17 protein-coding genes and 2 pseudogenes are annotated in these 17,139 nt (G+C 64.8%); 5 read left to right on the top strand and 14 right to left on the bottom strand.

Annotation, left to right across the window (positions count from 1 at the left end):
- Nucleotides 1-22 precede the first annotated feature (22 nt).
- From fhuB to BME24068_RS23465, 3 genes are read right to left on the bottom strand one after another with little or no spacing between them, the layout of a single operon-like run.
- Nucleotides 23-2,011: a Fe(3+)-hydroxamate ABC transporter permease FhuB gene (gene fhuB, locus BME24068_RS23475; RefSeq protein ID WP_174927551.1), complete on the bottom strand. Its 1,989-nt coding sequence runs from the start codon at nucleotides 2,009-2,011 to the stop codon at nucleotides 23-25.
- Entirely contained in the window at nucleotides 2,011-2,988 is a 978-nt protein-coding gene (locus BME24068_RS23470; RefSeq protein ID WP_174927550.1) for an ABC transporter substrate-binding protein, read from the bottom strand. The genes fhuB and BME24068_RS23470 overlap by 1 nt, the downstream gene beginning before the upstream one ends.
- The gene (locus BME24068_RS23465) at nucleotides 2,982-5,126 is read right to left on the bottom strand and encodes a TonB-dependent siderophore receptor (RefSeq protein WP_420887565.1); all 2,145 of its coding nucleotides are present in this window, start codon (nucleotides 5,124-5,126) and stop codon (nucleotides 2,982-2,984) included. The genes BME24068_RS23470 and BME24068_RS23465 overlap by 7 nt, the downstream gene beginning before the upstream one ends.
- 220 nt (nucleotides 5,127-5,346) lie before the next feature.
- Between BME24068_RS23465 and BME24068_RS23460 the strand changes: the two genes are divergently transcribed.
- The 4 genes from BME24068_RS23460 to BME24068_RS23445 all read left to right on the top strand — a co-directional run bounded on the left by BME24068_RS23460 (nucleotide 5,347) and on the right by BME24068_RS23445 (nucleotide 8,537).
- Nucleotides 5,347-6,135: an AraC family transcriptional regulator gene (locus tag BME24068_RS23460; RefSeq protein WP_174927548.1), complete on the top strand. Its 789-nt coding sequence runs from the start codon at nucleotides 5,347-5,349 to the stop codon at nucleotides 6,133-6,135.
- A gap of 111 nt (nucleotides 6,136-6,246) precedes the next feature.
- Entirely contained in the window at nucleotides 6,247-7,635 is a 1,389-nt protein-coding gene (locus BME24068_RS23455; RefSeq protein ID WP_096503874.1) for a nucleobase:cation symporter-2 family protein, read from the top strand.
- A gap of 93 nt (nucleotides 7,636-7,728) precedes the next feature.
- Entirely contained in the window at nucleotides 7,729-8,151 is a 423-nt protein-coding gene (locus tag BME24068_RS23450) for an NUDIX hydrolase (protein ID WP_174927547.1), read from the top strand.
- Between the two features lie 86 nt (nucleotides 8,152-8,237).
- A complete protein-coding gene (locus BME24068_RS23445; RefSeq protein ID WP_096503878.1) occupies nucleotides 8,238-8,537 on the top strand; it encodes a hydrogenase maturation factor in 300 nt (99 codons plus the stop codon).
- A 48-nt stretch (nucleotides 8,538-8,585) separates the two neighbouring features.
- Here the strand turns inward: BME24068_RS23445 and BME24068_RS23440 are convergent, their stop codons facing one another.
- Together BME24068_RS23440 and BME24068_RS23435 are read right to left on the bottom strand one after the other, a co-directional pair.
- Nucleotides 8,586-8,798 carry a hypothetical protein gene (locus tag BME24068_RS23440; protein WP_174927546.1) on the bottom strand — a complete coding sequence of 71 codons (213 nt, stop codon included), beginning with the start codon at nucleotides 8,796-8,798 and terminating at the stop codon, nucleotides 8,586-8,588.
- 396 nt (nucleotides 8,799-9,194) lie between these two features.
- The gene (locus tag BME24068_RS23435) at nucleotides 9,195-9,875 is read right to left on the bottom strand and encodes an SOS response-associated peptidase family protein (protein WP_174927545.1); all 681 of its coding nucleotides are present in this window, start codon (nucleotides 9,873-9,875) and stop codon (nucleotides 9,195-9,197) included.
- 54 nt (nucleotides 9,876-9,929) lie between these two features.
- Here BME24068_RS23435 and BME24068_RS23430 point away from each other — a divergent pair, with 54 nt between their 5' ends.
- The gene (locus BME24068_RS23430; protein ID WP_174927544.1) at nucleotides 9,930-10,421 is read left to right on the top strand and encodes an aldose epimerase family protein; all 492 of its coding nucleotides are present in this window, start codon (nucleotides 9,930-9,932) and stop codon (nucleotides 10,419-10,421) included.
- Nucleotides 10,422-10,437: 16 nt separating this feature from the next.
- Here BME24068_RS23430 and BME24068_RS23425 read toward each other — a convergent pair whose 3' ends face one another.
- From BME24068_RS23425 to BME24068_RS35560, 9 genes and pseudogenes are all read right to left on the bottom strand, one after another.
- Nucleotides 10,438-10,638, bottom strand: coding sequence for a hypothetical protein (locus tag BME24068_RS23425; RefSeq protein ID WP_174927543.1), 201 nt, complete (start codon nucleotides 10,636-10,638; stop codon nucleotides 10,438-10,440).
- 78 nt (nucleotides 10,639-10,716) lie between these two features.
- Nucleotides 10,717-11,565, bottom strand: a complete 849-nt coding sequence (locus BME24068_RS23420; protein ID WP_174927542.1) for a hypothetical protein — start codon at nucleotides 11,563-11,565, stop codon at nucleotides 10,717-10,719.
- 57 nt (nucleotides 11,566-11,622) lie between these two features.
- On the bottom strand, nucleotides 11,623-12,114 hold the full coding sequence (locus BME24068_RS23415) for a DUF2514 family protein (protein WP_174927541.1): 492 nt from the start codon (nucleotides 12,112-12,114) through the stop codon (nucleotides 11,623-11,625).
- The gene (locus tag BME24068_RS23410; RefSeq protein WP_174927540.1) at nucleotides 12,111-12,608 is read right to left on the bottom strand and encodes a lysozyme; all 498 of its coding nucleotides are present in this window, start codon (nucleotides 12,606-12,608) and stop codon (nucleotides 12,111-12,113) included. The genes BME24068_RS23415 and BME24068_RS23410 overlap by 4 nt, the downstream gene beginning before the upstream one ends.
- Entirely contained in the window at nucleotides 12,601-12,813 is a 213-nt protein-coding gene (locus tag BME24068_RS23405; RefSeq protein ID WP_174927539.1) for a phage holin family protein, read from the bottom strand. Before BME24068_RS23405 ends, BME24068_RS23410 begins: the two co-directional genes overlap by 8 nt.
- A gap of 46 nt (nucleotides 12,814-12,859) precedes the next feature.
- The gene (locus BME24068_RS23400; RefSeq protein WP_174927538.1) at nucleotides 12,860-13,588 is read right to left on the bottom strand and encodes a hypothetical protein; all 729 of its coding nucleotides are present in this window, start codon (nucleotides 13,586-13,588) and stop codon (nucleotides 12,860-12,862) included.
- Nucleotides 13,588-13,893 carry a hypothetical protein gene (locus tag BME24068_RS23395; RefSeq protein WP_174927537.1) on the bottom strand — a complete coding sequence of 102 codons (306 nt, stop codon included), beginning with the start codon at nucleotides 13,891-13,893 and terminating at the stop codon, nucleotides 13,588-13,590. The genes BME24068_RS23400 and BME24068_RS23395 overlap by 1 nt, the downstream gene beginning before the upstream one ends.
- Nucleotides 13,893-14,630: pseudogene (locus BME24068_RS35420) on the bottom strand (DUF1983 domain-containing protein); the annotation flags it as partial. The pseudogene BME24068_RS35420 and the gene BME24068_RS23395, both read right to left, overlap by 1 nt.
- 654 nt (nucleotides 14,631-15,284) lie before the next feature.
- Nucleotides 15,285-17,111: pseudogene (locus BME24068_RS35560) on the bottom strand (phage head spike fiber domain-containing protein); the annotation flags it as partial.
- Nucleotides 17,112-17,139: the final 28 nt, after the last annotated feature.

Raw genomic sequence — 17,139 nt, 5'->3', positions numbered from 1 at the left:
GAGATGCGGCGTTGCGTCGACGTCATCGCCGCAACAGCCAGAGCAGATACGGTCCGCCGACCAGCGTCGCGAGAATGCCGGCCGGCAGTTGCTGCGGAAACAGCAGGTTGCGGCCGAGCCAGTCGGCCGCCACCATCAGCAACCCGCCGACGAGCGCCGCGATCGGCAATTGCGAGCGTGCGCGCGTGAAGCCCAGCAGCCGCGCGAAATGCGGCGCCATCAGCCCGACGAACGACATCGGTCCGATCACGATCGTCGCGCCCGCCGTCAGGATCGCGGCCACCGCGAACAACGCCGCGCGCGCCTGGCTTGCGCGCACGCCGAGCGCATTCGCGACATCCGCGCCGAGCGGCAGGATGTCGAGCCAGCGCAACGCGAGCCACGCGAGCACGCCGGCCGCCACGGTGCAGATCCAGACCGCGATCGCCGTCTGCGGCAGGACCACGTAGGTCGAGCCGAACAGCAGCGCGCGCAGCAGTTCGGCCTGCAGGCCGCCGCGCGCGGTCGCGAGCACGATCACGGCCTGCGAGAACGCACTGATCGCCATGCCGACGAGCAGCATCCGGTCGGGCGCGAAACCGCCGCGACGGCCGAACCCGACCATCGCCGCCAGGCACGCGAGCGCGCCCGCCGATGCGCCGCCCAGCAGCACCGGCGCGGACGGCACGCCCGCGCCGAGCGCGGCGACCAGCAGCCCGAGCATCGCGCCGCCGCTCACGCCCAGCAGGTCGGGGCTCGCCATCGGATTGCCGGTCAGGCGCTGCAGTACCGTGCCGGCCAGCGCGACCATCACGCCCGCGCCGAGCGACGCAGCCACGCGCGGCACCCGCCAGAACGCGACGGCCGGCCACTGCGCGGCATGCGTCCATTGCCAGCCGTCCGTCGTCACCGCGAAATGCAGCGACGCCCACACGGCCAGCGCGAGCACGACGACGCCCGGCAACGCGAACCGGGCGACCGAGCGGCGCCGTACGTCGTGCGTATCCATCGCCGGCCGTACCGCGCCCGTATGGACGCGCCGCAGCATCGCGAGCAGCAGCGGCCCGCCGAGCAGCGCCAGCGCGGCGCCGGTCGGCAACGCTTCGCCAAGCGCGCCGGGCAGGCATTGCACGGCCTGGTCCGCGAGCGTGAGCAGCAGCGCGCCGATGCACGGCGCCCACACGAACCGGTCGCGCAGCCGGCGCGCCCCGGCGAGCCGCGCGAGCGCGGGAGCGCCGAGCCCGATGAAGCCGATCACGCCGACCGCGCTCGTCGCCAGCGCGCTCAAACACACGGCGACCGCCAGCGCGGCGAGGCGCACCGCCACGACCGACAACCCGAGCTGGCGCGCACCGCGATCGTCGAGCGCGAACAGCGCGAGCGGCCGCGCAAGCAGCCACGCGGCCACCATGCAGCCGGCCACGCGCGGCACGAGCCACGCAGCGACGTCCCAGCCGTTCTGCACGAGCGAACCCGCGCCCCAGATGAACACCGCGACCAGCGAGCGCTCGTTCACGATCGCGAGCAGCACCGCGAGCGCGCCGGCGTACAGGCTCACGACCATGCCGGCGAGCGTCACCGACACGGGCGCGAAACCCTTGCGCCACGTCAGCGCCAGCGTGGCCGCGATCGCGAGCGTCGCACCGCCGAGCGCGACCGCGAAACGTTCGCCCGCCACCAGCGCGGGCGCCATGATCGACGCGGCCGACAACGCCAGCGACGCCCCCGACGACACGCCGAGCGTCAGCGGTTCCGCCAGCGGATTGCGCAGCACCTGCTGGAACACGACGCCGGCCAGCGCGAGCGCGGCGCCCGTGGTCAGCGACACGACGACCCGCGGCAACCACGCATAGCGCACGACGAGCTGCGTCAGCGACGCGTGCGCACCGCCCGTCAGTACACCGGACCATTGCGCGGCCGGAAGCTGCGCGGACAGCGTGTGAACGACGGCCCAGATCGTCGCCGCCGCGAGCAGCGCGGGCAGCGCCCATGCGCGTGCGCCGGCATCGGCCGGCATCGTATGCGCCTTCATCACGAACCCTCCTGCAATGCCAGCGCCATGCCGTGCGCGAAGCGCATCGACGCGACGACGCCGCCCAGCGACGGCAGCGCGCCGAGCCCGTGCACGCGACGCGCCTGCACGAACGGCAGCGCATTCCACAGCGGGCCGCGCGCCAGTTGCGCGTCGACCCCGGCCGGAACATCGAGCAGCAGCGCGTGCGCATCGGGCTGCCGCGCGAGCGCCGCGAGCCCGGTTTGCGTCGCGCCCTGCGGATCGGCGTCGCCGCGCCACGCGTTCGCGATCCCGACGCGCGACAGCACGCCGCCGTACAGGCTGTTCGCGCCGAGCACCGACATGTGCCGGTCGTCGATCGGATACAGCAGATAGACCGGCCGCCCCGCCGCGCGGAAAGCCGCCAGCCGTTGCGTCGCATCGGCGAGCTGCGCGTCGGCCCGCGCCAGCAGCGCATCGGCCGCCGCGCGACGGTCGAAGCGCTGCGCGAGGTGCCGGGTCGCGTCGCGAACGGCCGCATAGACATCGACCCCGCGCCCGAACAGCCCGACGGTCAGAGTCGGCGCGATCCGTTCGAGCATTGCGCGCAGCGGCGCATGCAACGGCGTGATGACGACGAGATCCGGCTTCAGCGCATCGAGCACTTCGAAGTTCGGCTGGAACAGCAGCCCTGTATCGGTCACGCCTGACGGCAGCGGCGGATCCCCGTCGACGCGCATGTACCACGGCGGACGCGCCACGCCGACCGGCACGACGCCCAGCGACAGCACGATCTCGGTCAGCGGCCAGTCGAGCACGACGACTCTCGGCGCCCCGTGCGCGGAAGCCGCCGTCACGGGCGAAGCCGAAAGCGGCGACGCGGCAACGGCCGCATGCGCCACGCTGCCCACGCTGCCGATTGCGGCCGCGGCACACCACGCCAGCGCGCGGCGCCGCGTCACGCTGGCCGGCCCCGCATCGATACCGCCCGCATCGTGAAGCACCGTGGTCACCATTGATAGCGCGCCGTGCCGAGGATCGTCCGCGTCGCGCCCCAGTAGCACAGCGACGACGACGAGCAGTACGAAATGTATTCGCGATCGAACAGGTTGTTCACGTTCAGCGCGAGCCGCCAGTTCTGCAGGTCGTAGTGCACGCCCAGATCGACCAGCACGCGCGCCGGCACGTCGAACGTGTTCGCGCTGTCGCCCGCCGAACTGCTCGTGTAGCGCACGCCGGAACCGATGCCGAAGTGGCGCAGCGGCCCGGTCAGGAACGTGTAGTCGGCCCAGGCGGCCGCCGTATGACGCGGCGCGATCGTCGGCCGCTTGCCGAGGTTCGCCATCGTGCTCTCGGTCACCGATTGATTCAGGTACGAATACGACGCGATCAGCTTCAGGTTCGGCGTGACGTTTGCGTGCGCCTCGGCCTCGATGCCGCGCGAGCGGACCTGCCCCGTCTGGATCGCGAACTGCGGATGGACGGGGTCCGTCACCTGCACGTTGTCCTGCGTGAGCGTGAACGCCGCGACCGAGAAGAATCCGTCGAAGCCCTTCGGCTGATACCGGACGCCCGCCTCGAGCTGTTTGCCCCGGGTCGGCGAATACGGCACGCCGCCATACGCGGCGCCGAGCAGCGGCTGGAACGAGCGCGCATAGCTGACGTACGGCGCGATCCCGTTGTCGAAGCGGTACGCAAGGCCCGCGCGCCACGTGAACGCGTGGTCGTTCGAGTGGTAGATCGTCCCTGCCCCGGACGCGAGCGACGTCGTCTGCTGGTTGCCGCCCGCCCAGTCCTGGCGCACGCCGAGCGTGAGCACCCAGTTCCGGTAGCGCGCCTCGTCCTGCGCATAGACGCCGAACGTGCTGAGCGCATAGTCGAGCCGCGTGTCGACGGGCTGGGTCCCCAGCGCCGCATAGTTCGGCTGGAACAGGTCGACCGTGCCGACCACCGAATTGCCCTCGTTGTCGCCGAGCATCGAGCGCTGGTAGTCGACGCCGAACAGCGCGACATGTTCGACCGGGCCCGTCGAGAAACGCGCCTGCGCATGCGTGTCGACCTCGAACTGCGTGTAATGCTCGTTGTCGACGTTGCCCCACATCGAGACCGTCTTGCCGTCGGCGGAGAACGGGCTCGTCACCGACGTCTGGTAGTAGTGCTGGTCGATATGCAGATAGCGCAGCGTCTGCGACACGCTGAAGCGATCGTCGAATGCATGATCGAACTGATAGCCGAACCAGTATTGCGTGCGATGCATCCCGTCCCGGTCGGGATCGCCGAAATAGCGGTCGGGGCCGAGCCGCCCGTTCGGGCTCACGAACAGCGTGCCGCTCGCGGGCACCGGGTTGAACAGGCCGCCGTTCGGATCGCGCTGGAAGCCGCCCTGCAGCGTGAAGGTCGTGTCGCGATCCGGACGCAACGTGACGGACGGCGCGATCGCGATCCGCTGGTCCTTGATCTGGCCGACCTGCGTGTCGGCCGTGCGCCCGAGGCCGACCACGCGATACGACACCGTGCCCGCCTTGTCGACCGGGCCGCTGAAGTCGAAGCCGAGCTGGTAGTTGTCGTGATTGCCGGCCTGCAGCATCACCTCGTGATACGGCTCGGCGGTCGGCAGCTTGCTCACGTAGTTGACGAGGCCGCCCGGGCTGCCCTGCCCGTACAGCACCGACGCGGGCCCGTGCAGCACTTCCATCCGCTCGAGGAAATAGGGATCGATGCGCGGCGTCGCGAAGCGCGGCGACTGGTACAGGTGCAGGCCGTCGAGATACGAGTCGAGCGAGAAGCCGCGCCCCGACAACTGGTCGAAGCGAATGTCGGTGCCGTCCTGCGAATAGACGCCCGGCGTATAACGCAGTGCCTGGTCGACCGTCTGCACGCCGAGATCGTCCATCTGGCCGCGCGTCACGACCGACACGCTCTGCGGCTGCGTGAGCCGGTCCGAATCCGTCTTCGTCCCGGTCGTCGAGCGCGTCGCGACGTAGCCGACGCCCGGCCCCGCCGGGTCCTGCATCGACGCCGCCCGCACCTCCAGCGTCGGCAGCGTGCCGTCCCGTGCCGGCGCCGGCGTCGTGCCGTCGTCCGCCGCGCTGGCCCGCAGCACCGTCCCGCCGAGCAGCGTCGCCGCGATACCCAGCTTCAACGGCCCCTTCATTTCCCCGAACCTCATTCCTGTCGCCCTTGCGTATGGCTGTCGCCGATTTTCGTCATAGTTAATGCGACTCATTACTATTTTCAGTCGCACTATCGTTTTCGTTCAGTTGACACACGACAAGCATAGCGACTACCTTATTTCGCAGGTAGACAACAAATGTTCAGTTTCGGCCAGATTCTGTCCGGTGCTGAACAGTCCGCATCAACCACCCCGGCTCCGGATGAAGGAATTCCTGCTCAACCGCTACCCGCATGAACGGCGCCGCCTGCCGCGGCCCGTGATCGTGCGGGCCATCGCTTACGAGAACGGCCAGCACGAGCCGTGGCACCAGCACGAGTTCGGCCACGTGATCCTCGCGCTGAGGGGCGTCGTGCGCGTGCTGACGCCGAACCGCACGTGGACGTTGCCGCCGTCGCGCGGCGTGTGGCTGCCGCCCAACATCGACCACGAGTTGCATGCGGTCGGACGCCTCACGCTATGCACGGTCAGCGTCGAGCCCGATGCCACCCCGTGGCGCTGGCCGACCGGCCGCGTGATCGCGATCGACTCGCTGATCCGCGAGCTCGTCACGAACATGCTGCGCGATGGCGGCGACTACCCGCCCGACGGCAGCACCGCGCTCGCGGTGCCGCTGCTGCTGAAGCTGCTGGAAGAAGCGCCGCCGCTCGGCGAAGGCGGGTTGCCGCTGCCGCACGACCCGCGCCTGCTCGCGATCTGCGAGCACATGATGACCGACCCGGCGAACGACTACACGCTCGATCGCTGGGCCGACGAGATCGGCACCAGCAGCCGCACGCTCGCCCGGCATTTTCGCGACGAAACCGGCATGAGCTTCGGCCACTGGCGGCAGCACATGCGCGCGGCCGAAGCGATGACGCGGCTCGCGCACGGCGCGAGCGTCGCGTCCGTCGCGCTCGATCTCGGCTACAGCACGCCGAGCGCGTTTACCGTGATGTTCCGGCGGCTGTTCGGCCAGGCCCCGCAGCAATACCTGTCGACCGGCGGCTGATCCGGCGCGCGGCCGCGCCGCCGAATCCCGGCTATTGCAGCGCGCGCGGGCGGCACGGGCGGGCCCTTCGGCTAAAATGCCGCACTTTCCCTTTTGTCCGGCCCGCTCGCCATGCAACCCGCTTCCCCCGCCCGATCCGCCTCCCACGGCGTCGACGATACCGACCCGTCGCACGACCTCGTCTATGGCCCCAATGACCGGCCCGCGCCGATGGTCGCGTTCGTCGCCGCGCTGCAGCACCTCCTCGCGATCATCGTGCCGATCGTCACGCCCGGCCTGCTGATCTGCCAGGCGCTCGGCGTATCGAGCCGCGATACGACCCTCATCGTGTCGATGTCGCTCGTGATTTCCGGCATCGCCACCTTCGTGCAGTGCAAGCGCTTCGGCCCGCTGGGCGCCGGGCTGCTGATCGTGCAGGGAACGAGCTTCAACTTCGTCGGCCCGCTGATCGCCGGCGGCAGCGTGATGGTCAAGCAGGGCACGCCGGTCGAGACCGTGATGGCCGCGATCTTCGGCGTCGTGATCGCCGGCTCGTTCGTCGAGATGAGCGTGTCGCGCATCCTGCCGTTCGTGAAGCGCCTGATCACGCCGCTCGTCACCGGCATCGTCGTGCTGCTGATCGGTCTCACGCTGATCAAGGTCGGCCTCATCAGCATGGGCGGCGGCTACGGCGCGATGGCCAACGGCACGTTCGCGAGCGCCGGCAACCTGACGCTGTCATGCCTCGTGCTCGGCACGATCATCCTGCTGAACCGCGTGCCGATCGTGTGGGTGCGCAGCACCGCGCTCGTCATCGCGCTCGTGATCGGCTATATCGCCGCCGCGGTGCTCGGCCGTCTCGACTTCACCGGCGTGCACCAGGCCGCGCTGTTCCAGGTGCCGACGCCGCTGCACTTCGGCATCGGCTTCTCGTGGGCGCTGTTCATCCCGATGCTGATCATCTACCTCGTCACGTCGCTCGAGGCGATCGGCGACGTGACGGCCACCAGCAAGATCTCGAAGGAGCCGGTCGAAGGGCCGGTGTGGATGCAACGGATCAAGGGCGGCGTGCTCGTCAACGGCGCGAACTCGCTGCTGGCCGGCGTGTTCAATACGTTCCCGAGTTCGGTGTTCGCGCAGAACAACGGCGTGATCCAGATCACCGGCGTCGCGAGCCGCTACGTCGGCATCTGGATCGCGGCGATGCTCGTGGTGCTCGGCCTGTTCCCGGTCGTCGCCGGCGTGCTGCAGGCGGTGCCGGAGCCCGTGCTGGGCGGCGCGGCGATGGTGATGTTCGGTGCGGTGGCCGCATCGGGCATCAACATTCTTTCGGGCATCCAGCTCGATCGTCGCGCACTGCTGATCATCGCGGTGTCGCTCGCGCTCGGCCTCGGCGTGTCGCAGGTGCCGGACATCCTGAACAGCCTGCCGCACGCGCTGAAGAACGTGCTCGAATCGGGTGTCGCAACGGGCGGCATCTGCGCGCTCGTGATGAACTGGTTCCTCCCGGAACAGAAGTAACGCGACGCACGCCATGACGATGCGGCCCGATCGACGGGCCGCATCGCGCTACGCCAACTTGGCCGGCTGCCCGACACTGGTTAGAATCGGTTCATGCCTCAAGCCCTCGTCTCCGCGAATACCCCTGAAGCCGACGTCGTTCCGGTCAGGGAACGTGCCACCGTGGTCTGCTACCGCGACGAACGGGTATTGCTCGTCGCCCGCGCATCGTCGCGATGGGCGCTGCCCGGCGGCACGATCAAGCGTAAAGAAACGCCGCTCGAAGCCGCGCATCGCGAGCTGCTGGAAGAAACCGGCATCATGGGCCAGGCGCTCGTCTACTCGATGCAGTTCACCGGGCTCGCGAAGATCCATCACGTGTTCTTCGCGGAAGTCGGCCCCGACCAGATTCCGCAGGCGAGCAACGAGATCGAGCGGTGCCGGTGGTTTCCCATCGACAACGTCGACGCGTTGCGCGCGAGCATTCCGACGAAGCGGATCGTCGAACTCGTTTACCGGCACGAGCTGCGCCAGTAGGTAGACACCCCAACCCCGCCGGCTCGCCCGAGCCGATATGATGCGCCCACGGTCCGTTGCCGCGTTCCCTTCCGAGCGAGCTGCAGATGAACAGTGCGTACACCTACCGCGGATATACGATCGATGTCCGCTGCGAATTCCGGCTCGACCCGCCGCGCGACCCCGCGCCGCCCGACACGCTGCGGTTCGGGTTCGTCGCGATCGTGCAGGTGCGGGCAGCCGGCGTCGCGCCGCGCCTGCTGGCGCCGATCCGGCTCGGCGACGATGGCGGCCGCCTGTTCCGCAACACCCGCAACGCGTTGCGCGCCGGCCGCGCGGCCGGCGAAATCATCGTCGACGATCTGCTCGTCGATTCGGGTTCGGCCGAAGGACGCACGCACTCCTGAGCCGTCGGCCGGCCCGGTGCGTTTTCCCGAGCAACGATGCGCGTGCGCTCAGTGCGAGCGCCTTCTTCGCAATTCGTGTGTGGAATAGACGACGAGGAAGATACCCAGCATCGCGACGCCGGATGCCATGAAGTCGTTCGCGCTTCCCGAGCCGTGCAGCGATTTCGGGAAGAGGCCGAGACCCAGTCCTGCGACGGCGAGGAGCACGCCTGCCGCCACACCCCAGACCGGCCCCGCGGTCTTTTCGATTATGTTTTTCATACAGCACCTGTCTACAGTCATTGCCCGGACGGTATCGGCGCATGGTGCATGCGTCGACCGCCCGTGCTTCGACTATAGCGAGGAAATAATCGGCGCGAATTCGGTGCTTTTACCGATCAGGATTACGGCTTGGCGGTCGCTGTGCGGAGTGTCGCTGCGAAAAGGCTGCGTTCGGGAATCGGGAAAGAAAGCCTGAATGGCGGAAGGCAGCAGGAGTCGAACCTACCCGGGAGTGTCTGACACCCCCAACCGGATTTGAAGGCCGATTTCACTGTACGCAAGATCAGTTGACAGGCCGCGAACCCGCGACGGCATGCGGGTTCGCGGGTTCGTCAATGCTGTATATGCGCACAGTGATGCGTCATGCGAAGGCAGAAAAACCCACACCCCGGAAACTTATTTGTCGGCTGCCGGCTCGGCCGCCATATCGTCGGCCGGGTACAGCTGCAGCATCGCCCTCGCAGCCTCAATGTTCGGCGTCGTAAGCCACTCTTCCCAGTCGTCCGGCCGCAGGATCACGACCGAGCGCTTCTCGTCTCCGGGCCGGTGCATGCGCTTCATAACCGGGTGCTCGTCGCCGTTGACCGTGATCATCGCCATGGTGTGCCGCACGCTACCGTCCTGCCCCTTCAGCGTTCGCCAGATGCCGGCGACGCACAGCGGGCGCCAACCGGCTAGCCCGATCCGATATCGCACGTGCTTTCCGGTTTCCCAGTTCGGCTCGTAGACCCACCGTGCCGGAATCAAGCAGCGCTGACCACCGCGCCACGCCGGGCCGTACAGAGGCGACTTCCCGAGGTTGTCGTCGCGAGCGTTCATCGTACTGCGGATGATCGGCGGCTTCCTGCCCTGCTCCTTCGCCTTCTCGGCGTTCGCCTTCTGCAGCGCCCGCGGCCAGAAGCCGAAGCCGGCGATCAGCGGCTTGAACTGCCCGTCAACGCTCGCGACGATGGGGGCATCATAGTCCTGGTAGATCTCCGGCTTCCACGGCGTCCATCGGTATAGGTCACGGAAGTTGTCGATCTTCAGCTCATTCAGGCCCGGATCTTCGCCGGGAGCAACGTAGTTGGTACACATCGACCACGCCCCATTTTTGAGACTTGACGCATCCATCTTACCTCGCGATACACTGTGTTTTTATACAGTGATTCCGACGTGATCAAGCCTCAGTGGGCCTACATCTGGGAATACGGGTTCATGGGCGAAAAGACGCGCCTGCGGACCCCGATCGAGCTCACGAAACGTGAATTCGAGTTCTGGATTGATGAAGACGAAAGAGCCATATTTTTTGAGGAGTGCAGACCGATCGAAGCGACCAGGATCGATCGAAATCGCGTGCCGCTCACGGATCCTCGATTCAAGATGAAACCGTCACTACCGGAGTTCGACGCGCCTACCGACGCAGAGCTTCGCTCATTGTGGCGCGATTACACCGACCTTCAGGTGCGTTGGCTCATCTTGGAAATTCGCGCGCTTCGCAAGTCACTTGAGCGGCTTGAGGAATGGTATGTGTATACGGACAAGAACGTCACAAATAAAGGCGACCTAGCCGGCGCGCAGGGACAGTTGCATCGATTCATGCACCTCTTGCGTGAAGAGATGCGACGCGCTGGGATGCGGTAAGCCTCCCCGGCGCGAATTACTCGGGCCGCTCAATCAAACTGATGCGCCAATCACCGACAAATCCAAACGTCGGGGCTGGCTTCGGCTCCGAGAACCAGAAATCGGTGTAGGCGGCAACGTTAGGGGCTAGGAACCAGTGCGCACACCCGTTGGCATCCATCGCCCACCAGCGAGCGTTTCTCGGAGCCTTCTTCCAATCGATCTCCGGTTTGTCCATGTGGCCTCCGTAGCAATAGCGGAAGTCTAACGGGCGACCCGGCATATTGCACAGGCCGCCCGTCGACGCAGTCGGCTGTTACTTCTTCACAGGTTCAATACCCGAGCACTCCCGTTCGGTGCGACTTGAAGGATTCGTCCGGCAATCGTTCACTAGCGAGTTGACCGCGTTATAACTCGCCACAATCGGGTCAACGATAGCGCGCAGATGAGCTTCCTGGGTTTCAGCGTCGGGAGTCCGGCAGTCGTCCCCCATATGCGATCTGTCCGGGGCATCCCGCAATCCCATCAGATATCCACTCCCCGGCACGTCAGCAAGAACATCAGCCAGACCATCTGCGGCCGTTTGGCCCGACGGCAATTCGCATGTCCGAATCGGAACGATCTTGTAGACATGCTTCCCTTCAAGATAGAGTCGATTCTGAAAAACGATAAGATCCTTTTTGAATTGGTCCAGCGCCGCAACCTGTGCCGGATCGTTGCGCCCTGTTCGCATATCATCGAGTTGGAAATTCAATACAACCCAATCGTCCATCACGATTTTCGTCCGATTCTGGTCGTACTGCCACAGCTCCTCTTGAGTAGGCCCGACTCCATTGTTGACCGACATAACGATCTGATGGAGGGTCGTGCCGTCGATGACACCCGGATAGACCGTGATCCCCGTTGCTGCATCAGCGAATCTCTTCTGAAGGGTATCGACAGTCGCCTGTCCGTCCGATTCGACCACTGTCGAACTGGCACCGGACACTACATCAGCCGCGGCCATTTTCGACGCCTGTCTCGACTTGACAAGCGGCAGGCCGGAATACGTCACCTTGACGGCAAACTTGCTCGGCGCGGCCGGCGCGCTAGCGTCATCGCCGCCACCGCATGCGGAAAGGGACAGGCAAAGGGGAAAAGCAAGTGTTGTGAGGATTCTTTTCATTAATTGGTCTCAGGCGCTAGTTGGTAGCTTTCATTTTTCGATATGTAAGTTTACATATTAATTCTCACCTTTGTCACCTGTGACCTTCAAGGCGTCGTAGTCGCGCTGACACTGCTGGCCGGCGATACCCCGCTCGTCAGCGATTTTCGCCAGTTCTCCCGCGCGCTCGTCAGCCCGGCTGAACACGTCGGCAAGCAGATCGAGGGGATCACCGGTTGACGGGCCTCCGGTCGAAGCGGTGGGATGACGGGCCCGCTCGACGAGCACGGCGACTTGCTTGCGCAAGCCGTCAGCAGCAGAAGCGGCGGAAGCAGCATCAGCGCGCGCCTGATCACGTTTTTTCGAAGCATCTTCAGCATTCCCCTGTTGTTGATGAGCAATACGATCGCTCTCGTCGCGCTCGACGACGAGATCCCGAATTCGCTGCGCCTGAGTTTCGACCGCGTGAGATTGGTCGGCGTCGCGATGTCCTTTGAGATAGCCGGCCGCCGAACCAGTAAAGACCGCGACGATCACGGCGAGCCAGAATCGAGGGTCGAGCAGCATCACAACCCCCGTTCGCACAGTGAGCGCTCGAACGCACGTCGCTTCACCAGTCCAGGCAGCACGCGGCGGCCGCCATAGACCCACTGCGGCTTGCCGCTATCCGACTCGTTCATTGCGCGGCATGCGCCTTTCCAATTGCCCGAGTTGAAGCGCTTCGCAGTCGTGCTACCGCAGTACGCCCCTACCCCGATGTTGTATGCAAAGCTCACCGCGGCTGCGACCTGACTCGGATGCCCTTTGAGACCCGGTGTGCACTTCAGCACAGGCTCCGCATGTTCAATGAGGCGTTGTTCCAGCCGGGCGAGGCATTCGTCGTGCGTGAAGCGTTGGTTGAGCTTCACGTCCTTCGTATCCCCGAAGCATCCCGTGACAATCCCGATCGGGTCCGGCTTGGCGACCAGCACCTCCCCTTCGAACTTCGGGACCACAGAAAAAAGAAGGGCTGCCGCAGCAGCCCCCACAACACCGACAAGCGTCTTCTTCGGCACTTCAGCCATCGTGCTTCTCCATCTCCATGATGCGCATGTCCGACTCGCGCTGCTCGCGGCGATCCTTCCGCCACATAAAAAAGAAGTTGAGTCCGAATGTCGCCATCGCAGTCAAAATGCCGACAATCACCCCGATGTCCGTCAACGTAAGCGACGACGCCACTGCAGTAACACTCCCGACGTAGCTCGCGACTTCAGTTGGACTCGCTCGCATCTTTTCCCCATAACGAAAAAAAGGCCGCCCTCATTTCGGCGGCCCATCAAACAATCCCCGTTGCATCCAGCACCATGAAACGAAGATGCCATTGCTCTTTGAATCCTGAGAAGTTTGGCTTCCTCCCTCCCCCGAACATCGTAGTGCCCCAATACACCGTGTCGCCACTCACTCGAATGGAGCCAAGCTCAAGGCCCGCCGGGTCATAGCTCCAAGCAAAGTGCACTGGATATATTCCGGATATCACCACCGGCACGCCGTATGACCTCTGCTTCCATGATGGATTCGGCGGTCCGACTGAAACGAACCCATCTCCCGGCATGTATTCTTCATAGATCACGTCCAGCACCCGAAGAAACGGCCGCGAAGCATCCGCGATTAACGCTCCGCTTGAGTCGAACACCTGCAACCCGAAATTGCCGGCCGCTGGCGGGACACGATCGAACAAATACAAATTGACCGGGCATGGTTGCTCCGTGACAAAGGTCATCGTGAACAGCCGAGTATTACTGTTGTATTCCGTACTCCACATCGATACCCCGATTCCGTTCGACGCATAGACGCCATACATTGGCATCGTTGTCGAACTGATCGGGAACGTAAACTTCACGTATGGAAGATTCGCATAGAACGCAATGCCCGCATCATTCACGGCAAGCGGAAGTCCTCCTGTAACCGATGTGCCAGACATGGACGACACCAATTGATAGTTAGGCGTTTGACCATCAATTTGATATCGCCCGGTATCCGCGAACGCCTGGAATCCTGCTGCCATCAAAACACCCCGTAAATCAGCCAGCCAGGGACATGGTTGTAACGTGTAGAGCCGCTAGCATTCGCGCTGTAGCGCCAACTGATTCCCCGAGAGTCGATCGAAATGAGCGGCTTCGGTTCTTCGCCACCAACGCGTTTGAAGATCCATTCAGGCGCGAACGCCCAGAACGGCTCTCCACTCGACAGATCCGCTGCGATACTCCCGTCGTTCGCAATCCACTGAATGCCGACGATGCGCCCCGCACGCGTTCGCGCATCGAGCATGGGACGGCCAGAGCCGTCGAAAATCTGAAGCCCTGCCGTCATCACCACATCCCCATGCGCACGCGAAGCACGCCGTTACCGTCATAAACCCGAACACTGCTCCCGTCGACCACCAGGCGATTTCCGCTTCCGTCCGAGGCGTTGATTTCGAACAGACCGCTCTTATCGAGCCGCCAGCCCTGCCGCCCCGCGATGTAGTTATCCGACTGGATGTAACTGCCGATCATCGCGTTCGTAATCCAGCCGGTCCCGATCATTGCCTGACGGAGAAACACCTGGCCGCCCTGCACGACGAACGGCACCATCGACGATCCGCCGTTGTTCGGATCGACCACCGCAAACCGGCTCGCCGACACCAGCACCTGCGACTCGACAACACCATCGTTGTTGTCGATCCCGATGCCGATCCCTGCGATGTACGTCTTGCCGTCCGTCGTAACCTGCGTCTTGATCTGGTAGGACGCTGCGACACGTCCATTCAGATCCGCGTACGACTGCGCGACCGTCTGTACCGCCGCTTCGTTGTCGTTCGCTTTCGCACTGATCGTTGCAATTTGCGACGCCTGCGCGCTGTCGGCATCCACTCGAGCCTGAGTCTCGACTTGGATACCGGCGAACAGATCCGCCTGATCCGACTGCAGCTGCGCGGTAACGGTATCGATCCGTTGTGCGAGCGCCATATCGGCCTCGGCTCGCGCCGACTGCTCCGAATAGACACCGGCCATGACCTGCGTCGAGCCAGCCAACTGCCCCGTGTCGCCGGCCATCGGCACGTTGATCTGTGCCGACACGCTTTCGATACGATTCGACAACGCGCTGTCGGCATCCGCCCGAGCCTTCTGCTCCGCCCCGATGTTGGCGGTGTTCTGGCCCACGGCCGCATTGATTGTGTCGATGCGACCGGACAAAGCGCCATCGGCGCTGGCACGCGCACTTGCCTCACTGGAAATCGCCGCGTTAGCGTCAGCGACCTTGCTCGACAGCGACGAGATCGCGCTCGCGTTGGCCGAGTCTCCGTCGGCGCGCGCTTTCTGCTCGGCGGCGATCGCCGCCGTGTTACCGCTCGCCGTCGCCGTGACCGTGTCGATCCGCTTGCCCAGTGCTGAATCGGCATCCGTGCGTGCCGTTTGCTCCGATGCGATCGCCGACTTGTTGCTGTTCGCCGTCGCCGTTACTGCATCAACGCGAGACGACAGCGCACTGTCTGCGTCGGCACGGGCTTTTTGCTCAGCGACGAGTGCAGCCGAGTTCGCAGCCGCGGATGCGCTGACGGTATCGATACGACCCGACAATGCATCATCGGCAGTCGCCCGCGCACTCGATTCCGTCGAGATCGCCGCCGAGTTGTTGGCGAGTCCGATATCCTGCGACAACGCCCAGGCACCCCCATCCCACACCAACAGGTTGTTGTTCCCCACCGTGCTAACGGCATCGTTCCCAGTGGGGATATACCGCCCCGCGCCCGCAAGCGCTTCGAGCTGCTGCCCCCAAACGTAGATACCGCTGGTGCCGTCTCCCACATACGTCGTAGACCCGTTGTACACCTGCGTGCGCAGAATGATCGACGTGTCCGACGTGGTGAACTGCGCCGTGTAGGTCACACGCCACCAGCCCGCCGAAAGCGGCGTCGCTTCATACGAATGCGAGCCCTTGGACAAGCCTGGCGCAGAAAACGCCCCGCTGGTCGCATCGAATACGACACCGCCAAACGTGCCCGTGTTGTTGCGGCAAAACACCTTAATTTGCAGCTTGGCGCGCTCGCCCGCCTTCACGTACAGCGAGCGCGTAAACGGTCGCGTCGGATCGATGTTCGGATATTGATCGACGTAGTGCTCACCGTCGTCCGTCGACTCCACCAGCTTCTGTGCCTTCCCGGAACCCGCCGGCGCCGCGATCGCATCCTTCACGATCGAGCACCGGACCTTCGACCACGCCCCGTTCGTGTAGTCCTCCGAATACCGAATCAGGTTCGTGCTGCCGAGATCGATCCATACGTCATTCACTGCCTTGGCGACTGGCGTGATCGACTGTCGGAACGTCGTGTTTTTCGCATTGGTCTGTGCCTGCACCAAGGCGATGCTTTCTGCGTTTGCCGCGTCTCCGTCGGCACGCGCAGTCTTTTCCTGCGTAATCGCGGCGCCGTTCGCAGCGGCCGTCGCTGCGACCGTGTCGACGCGCTTTCCGAGCGCTGTGTCGGCGTCCGCTCGGGCTTGCTGCTCCGTCGCGATCGCCGACTTGTTCGCACCGACGTCCGCCGTCACCGAGTCGACACGCTTGCCGAGCGCCGAGTCGGCGTCGGCCCGCGCCGATTGCTCGGCCGAAATCGCAGCGGTATTGCCTGCCACTGTCGAACCGAGCGAATCGATACGCGTCGACAAAGCCGTATCGGCCGATGCGCGCGCCGACGTCTCGCTGCTGATCGCGGCCTTGTTGCCGTTCGCCGTGGCCGTCACCGCGTCGATTCGGGTAGACAGCGCACCATCCGCGTCCGCCCTCGCCTTTTGCTCCCCGGTAATCGCGGCGGAATTCGCCGCTGCGGACGCCGTCACGCTATCGATTCGAGTCGCCAGCGCACTGTCCGCGGACACACGCGCATCGGCCTCGGTCGCGATCGCCGCTGCGTTGTTGGCCAACCCGGCATCCTGCGACAGCACCCAATCTGTGCCATCCCAGACCAACAGACTGTTGTTACCGACCGTGCTGACGATGTTGGCGGCCGTCGGGACATAACGCCCGGCGCCGGCCAGCGCCTCGAGCTGCGCGCCCCACACGTAGACACCGCTCGCGCCGTCGCCGTTGTAATTGAATTCTGTGGCGTTCAGGGCTACACCGGTGCGAACGATAAAGGCCGTGTCGGCCGTAGTGAATTTGAGTGTCTGAGAAATCCTCCACCAGCCATCTGCCAGCGGGAACGCGGCGAATGACTGAACTCCGTTGGTAGCCGCGGCACCGGAGAACTTCCCCGTTTCCGCACTGAAGATGACGCGCGCGTAAGAACCCGTGTTATGGGCGCAATACACCGCGAGAAATACACATGATCGCTCGGCCGCCTTGACGAAGACCGAACGCGTGTACGTGCCAGTCGTATCGAGCCCGGCCGGCGTCTGGTCGAAATAGTGCGCGCTGGAATCCGTATTGGTGGCTTCCACCAACCGCTGCGCCGTCTGCGTTCCATCCGGCGCAGCGATCGCGGCGGCCACCACGGACGCGCGCTGCTTCGACCATGAACCCGTCGTGAAATCCTGTGAACTGCGCAACAGGTTCGTGCTGCCAAGGTCGATCCAAACG

The organism is Burkholderia anthina (genome assembly GCF_902498995.1).
GTDB classification, from domain to species: Bacteria; Pseudomonadota; Gammaproteobacteria; order Burkholderiales; family Burkholderiaceae; genus Burkholderia; species Burkholderia anthina.
This window is presented reverse-complemented; position numbering and strand designations above follow the sequence as displayed.

Coding starts and splice junctions, on each gene's coding strand:
- BME24068_RS23420 (WP_174927542.1), bottom strand. CDS start 11,565: ATGAAAAGAATCCTCACAACACTTGCTTTTCCCCTTTGCCTGTCCCTT.
- BME24068_RS23440 (WP_174927546.1), bottom strand. CDS start 8,798: ATGAAAAACATAATCGAAAAGACCGCGGGGCCGGTCTGGGGTGTGGCG.
- BME24068_RS23470 (WP_174927550.1), bottom strand. CDS start 2,988: ATGGTGACCACGGTGCTTCACGATGCGGGCGGTATCGATGCGGGGCCG.
- BME24068_RS23435 (WP_174927545.1), bottom strand. CDS start 9,875: ATGTGTACCAACTACGTTGCTCCCGGCGAAGATCCGGGCCTGAATGAG.
- fhuB (WP_174927551.1), bottom strand. CDS start 2,011: ATGAAGGCGCATACGATGCCGGCCGATGCCGGCGCACGCGCATGGGCG.
- BME24068_RS23460 (WP_174927548.1), top strand. CDS start 5,347: ATGAAGGAATTCCTGCTCAACCGCTACCCGCATGAACGGCGCCGCCTG.
- BME24068_RS23425 (WP_174927543.1), bottom strand. CDS start 10,638: ATGGACAAACCGGAGATCGATTGGAAGAAGGCTCCGAGAAACGCTCGC.
- BME24068_RS23400 (WP_174927538.1), bottom strand. CDS start 13,588: ATGGCAGCAGGATTCCAGGCGTTCGCGGATACCGGGCGATATCAAATT.
- BME24068_RS23455 (WP_096503874.1), top strand. CDS start 6,247: ATGCAACCCGCTTCCCCCGCCCGATCCGCCTCCCACGGCGTCGACGAT.
- BME24068_RS23405 (WP_174927539.1), bottom strand. CDS start 12,813: ATGCGAGCGAGTCCAACTGAAGTCGCGAGCTACGTCGGGAGTGTTACT.
- BME24068_RS23465 (WP_420887565.1), bottom strand. CDS start 5,126: ATGAAGGGGCCGTTGAAGCTGGGTATCGCGGCGACGCTGCTCGGCGGG.
- BME24068_RS23445 (WP_096503878.1), top strand. CDS start 8,238: ATGAACAGTGCGTACACCTACCGCGGATATACGATCGATGTCCGCTGC.
- BME24068_RS23450 (WP_174927547.1), top strand. CDS start 7,729: ATGCCTCAAGCCCTCGTCTCCGCGAATACCCCTGAAGCCGACGTCGTT.
- BME24068_RS23410 (WP_174927540.1), bottom strand. CDS start 12,608: ATGGCTGAAGTGCCGAAGAAGACGCTTGTCGGTGTTGTGGGGGCTGCT.
- BME24068_RS23395 (WP_174927537.1), bottom strand. CDS start 13,893: ATGACGGCAGGGCTTCAGATTTTCGACGGCTCTGGCCGTCCCATGCTC.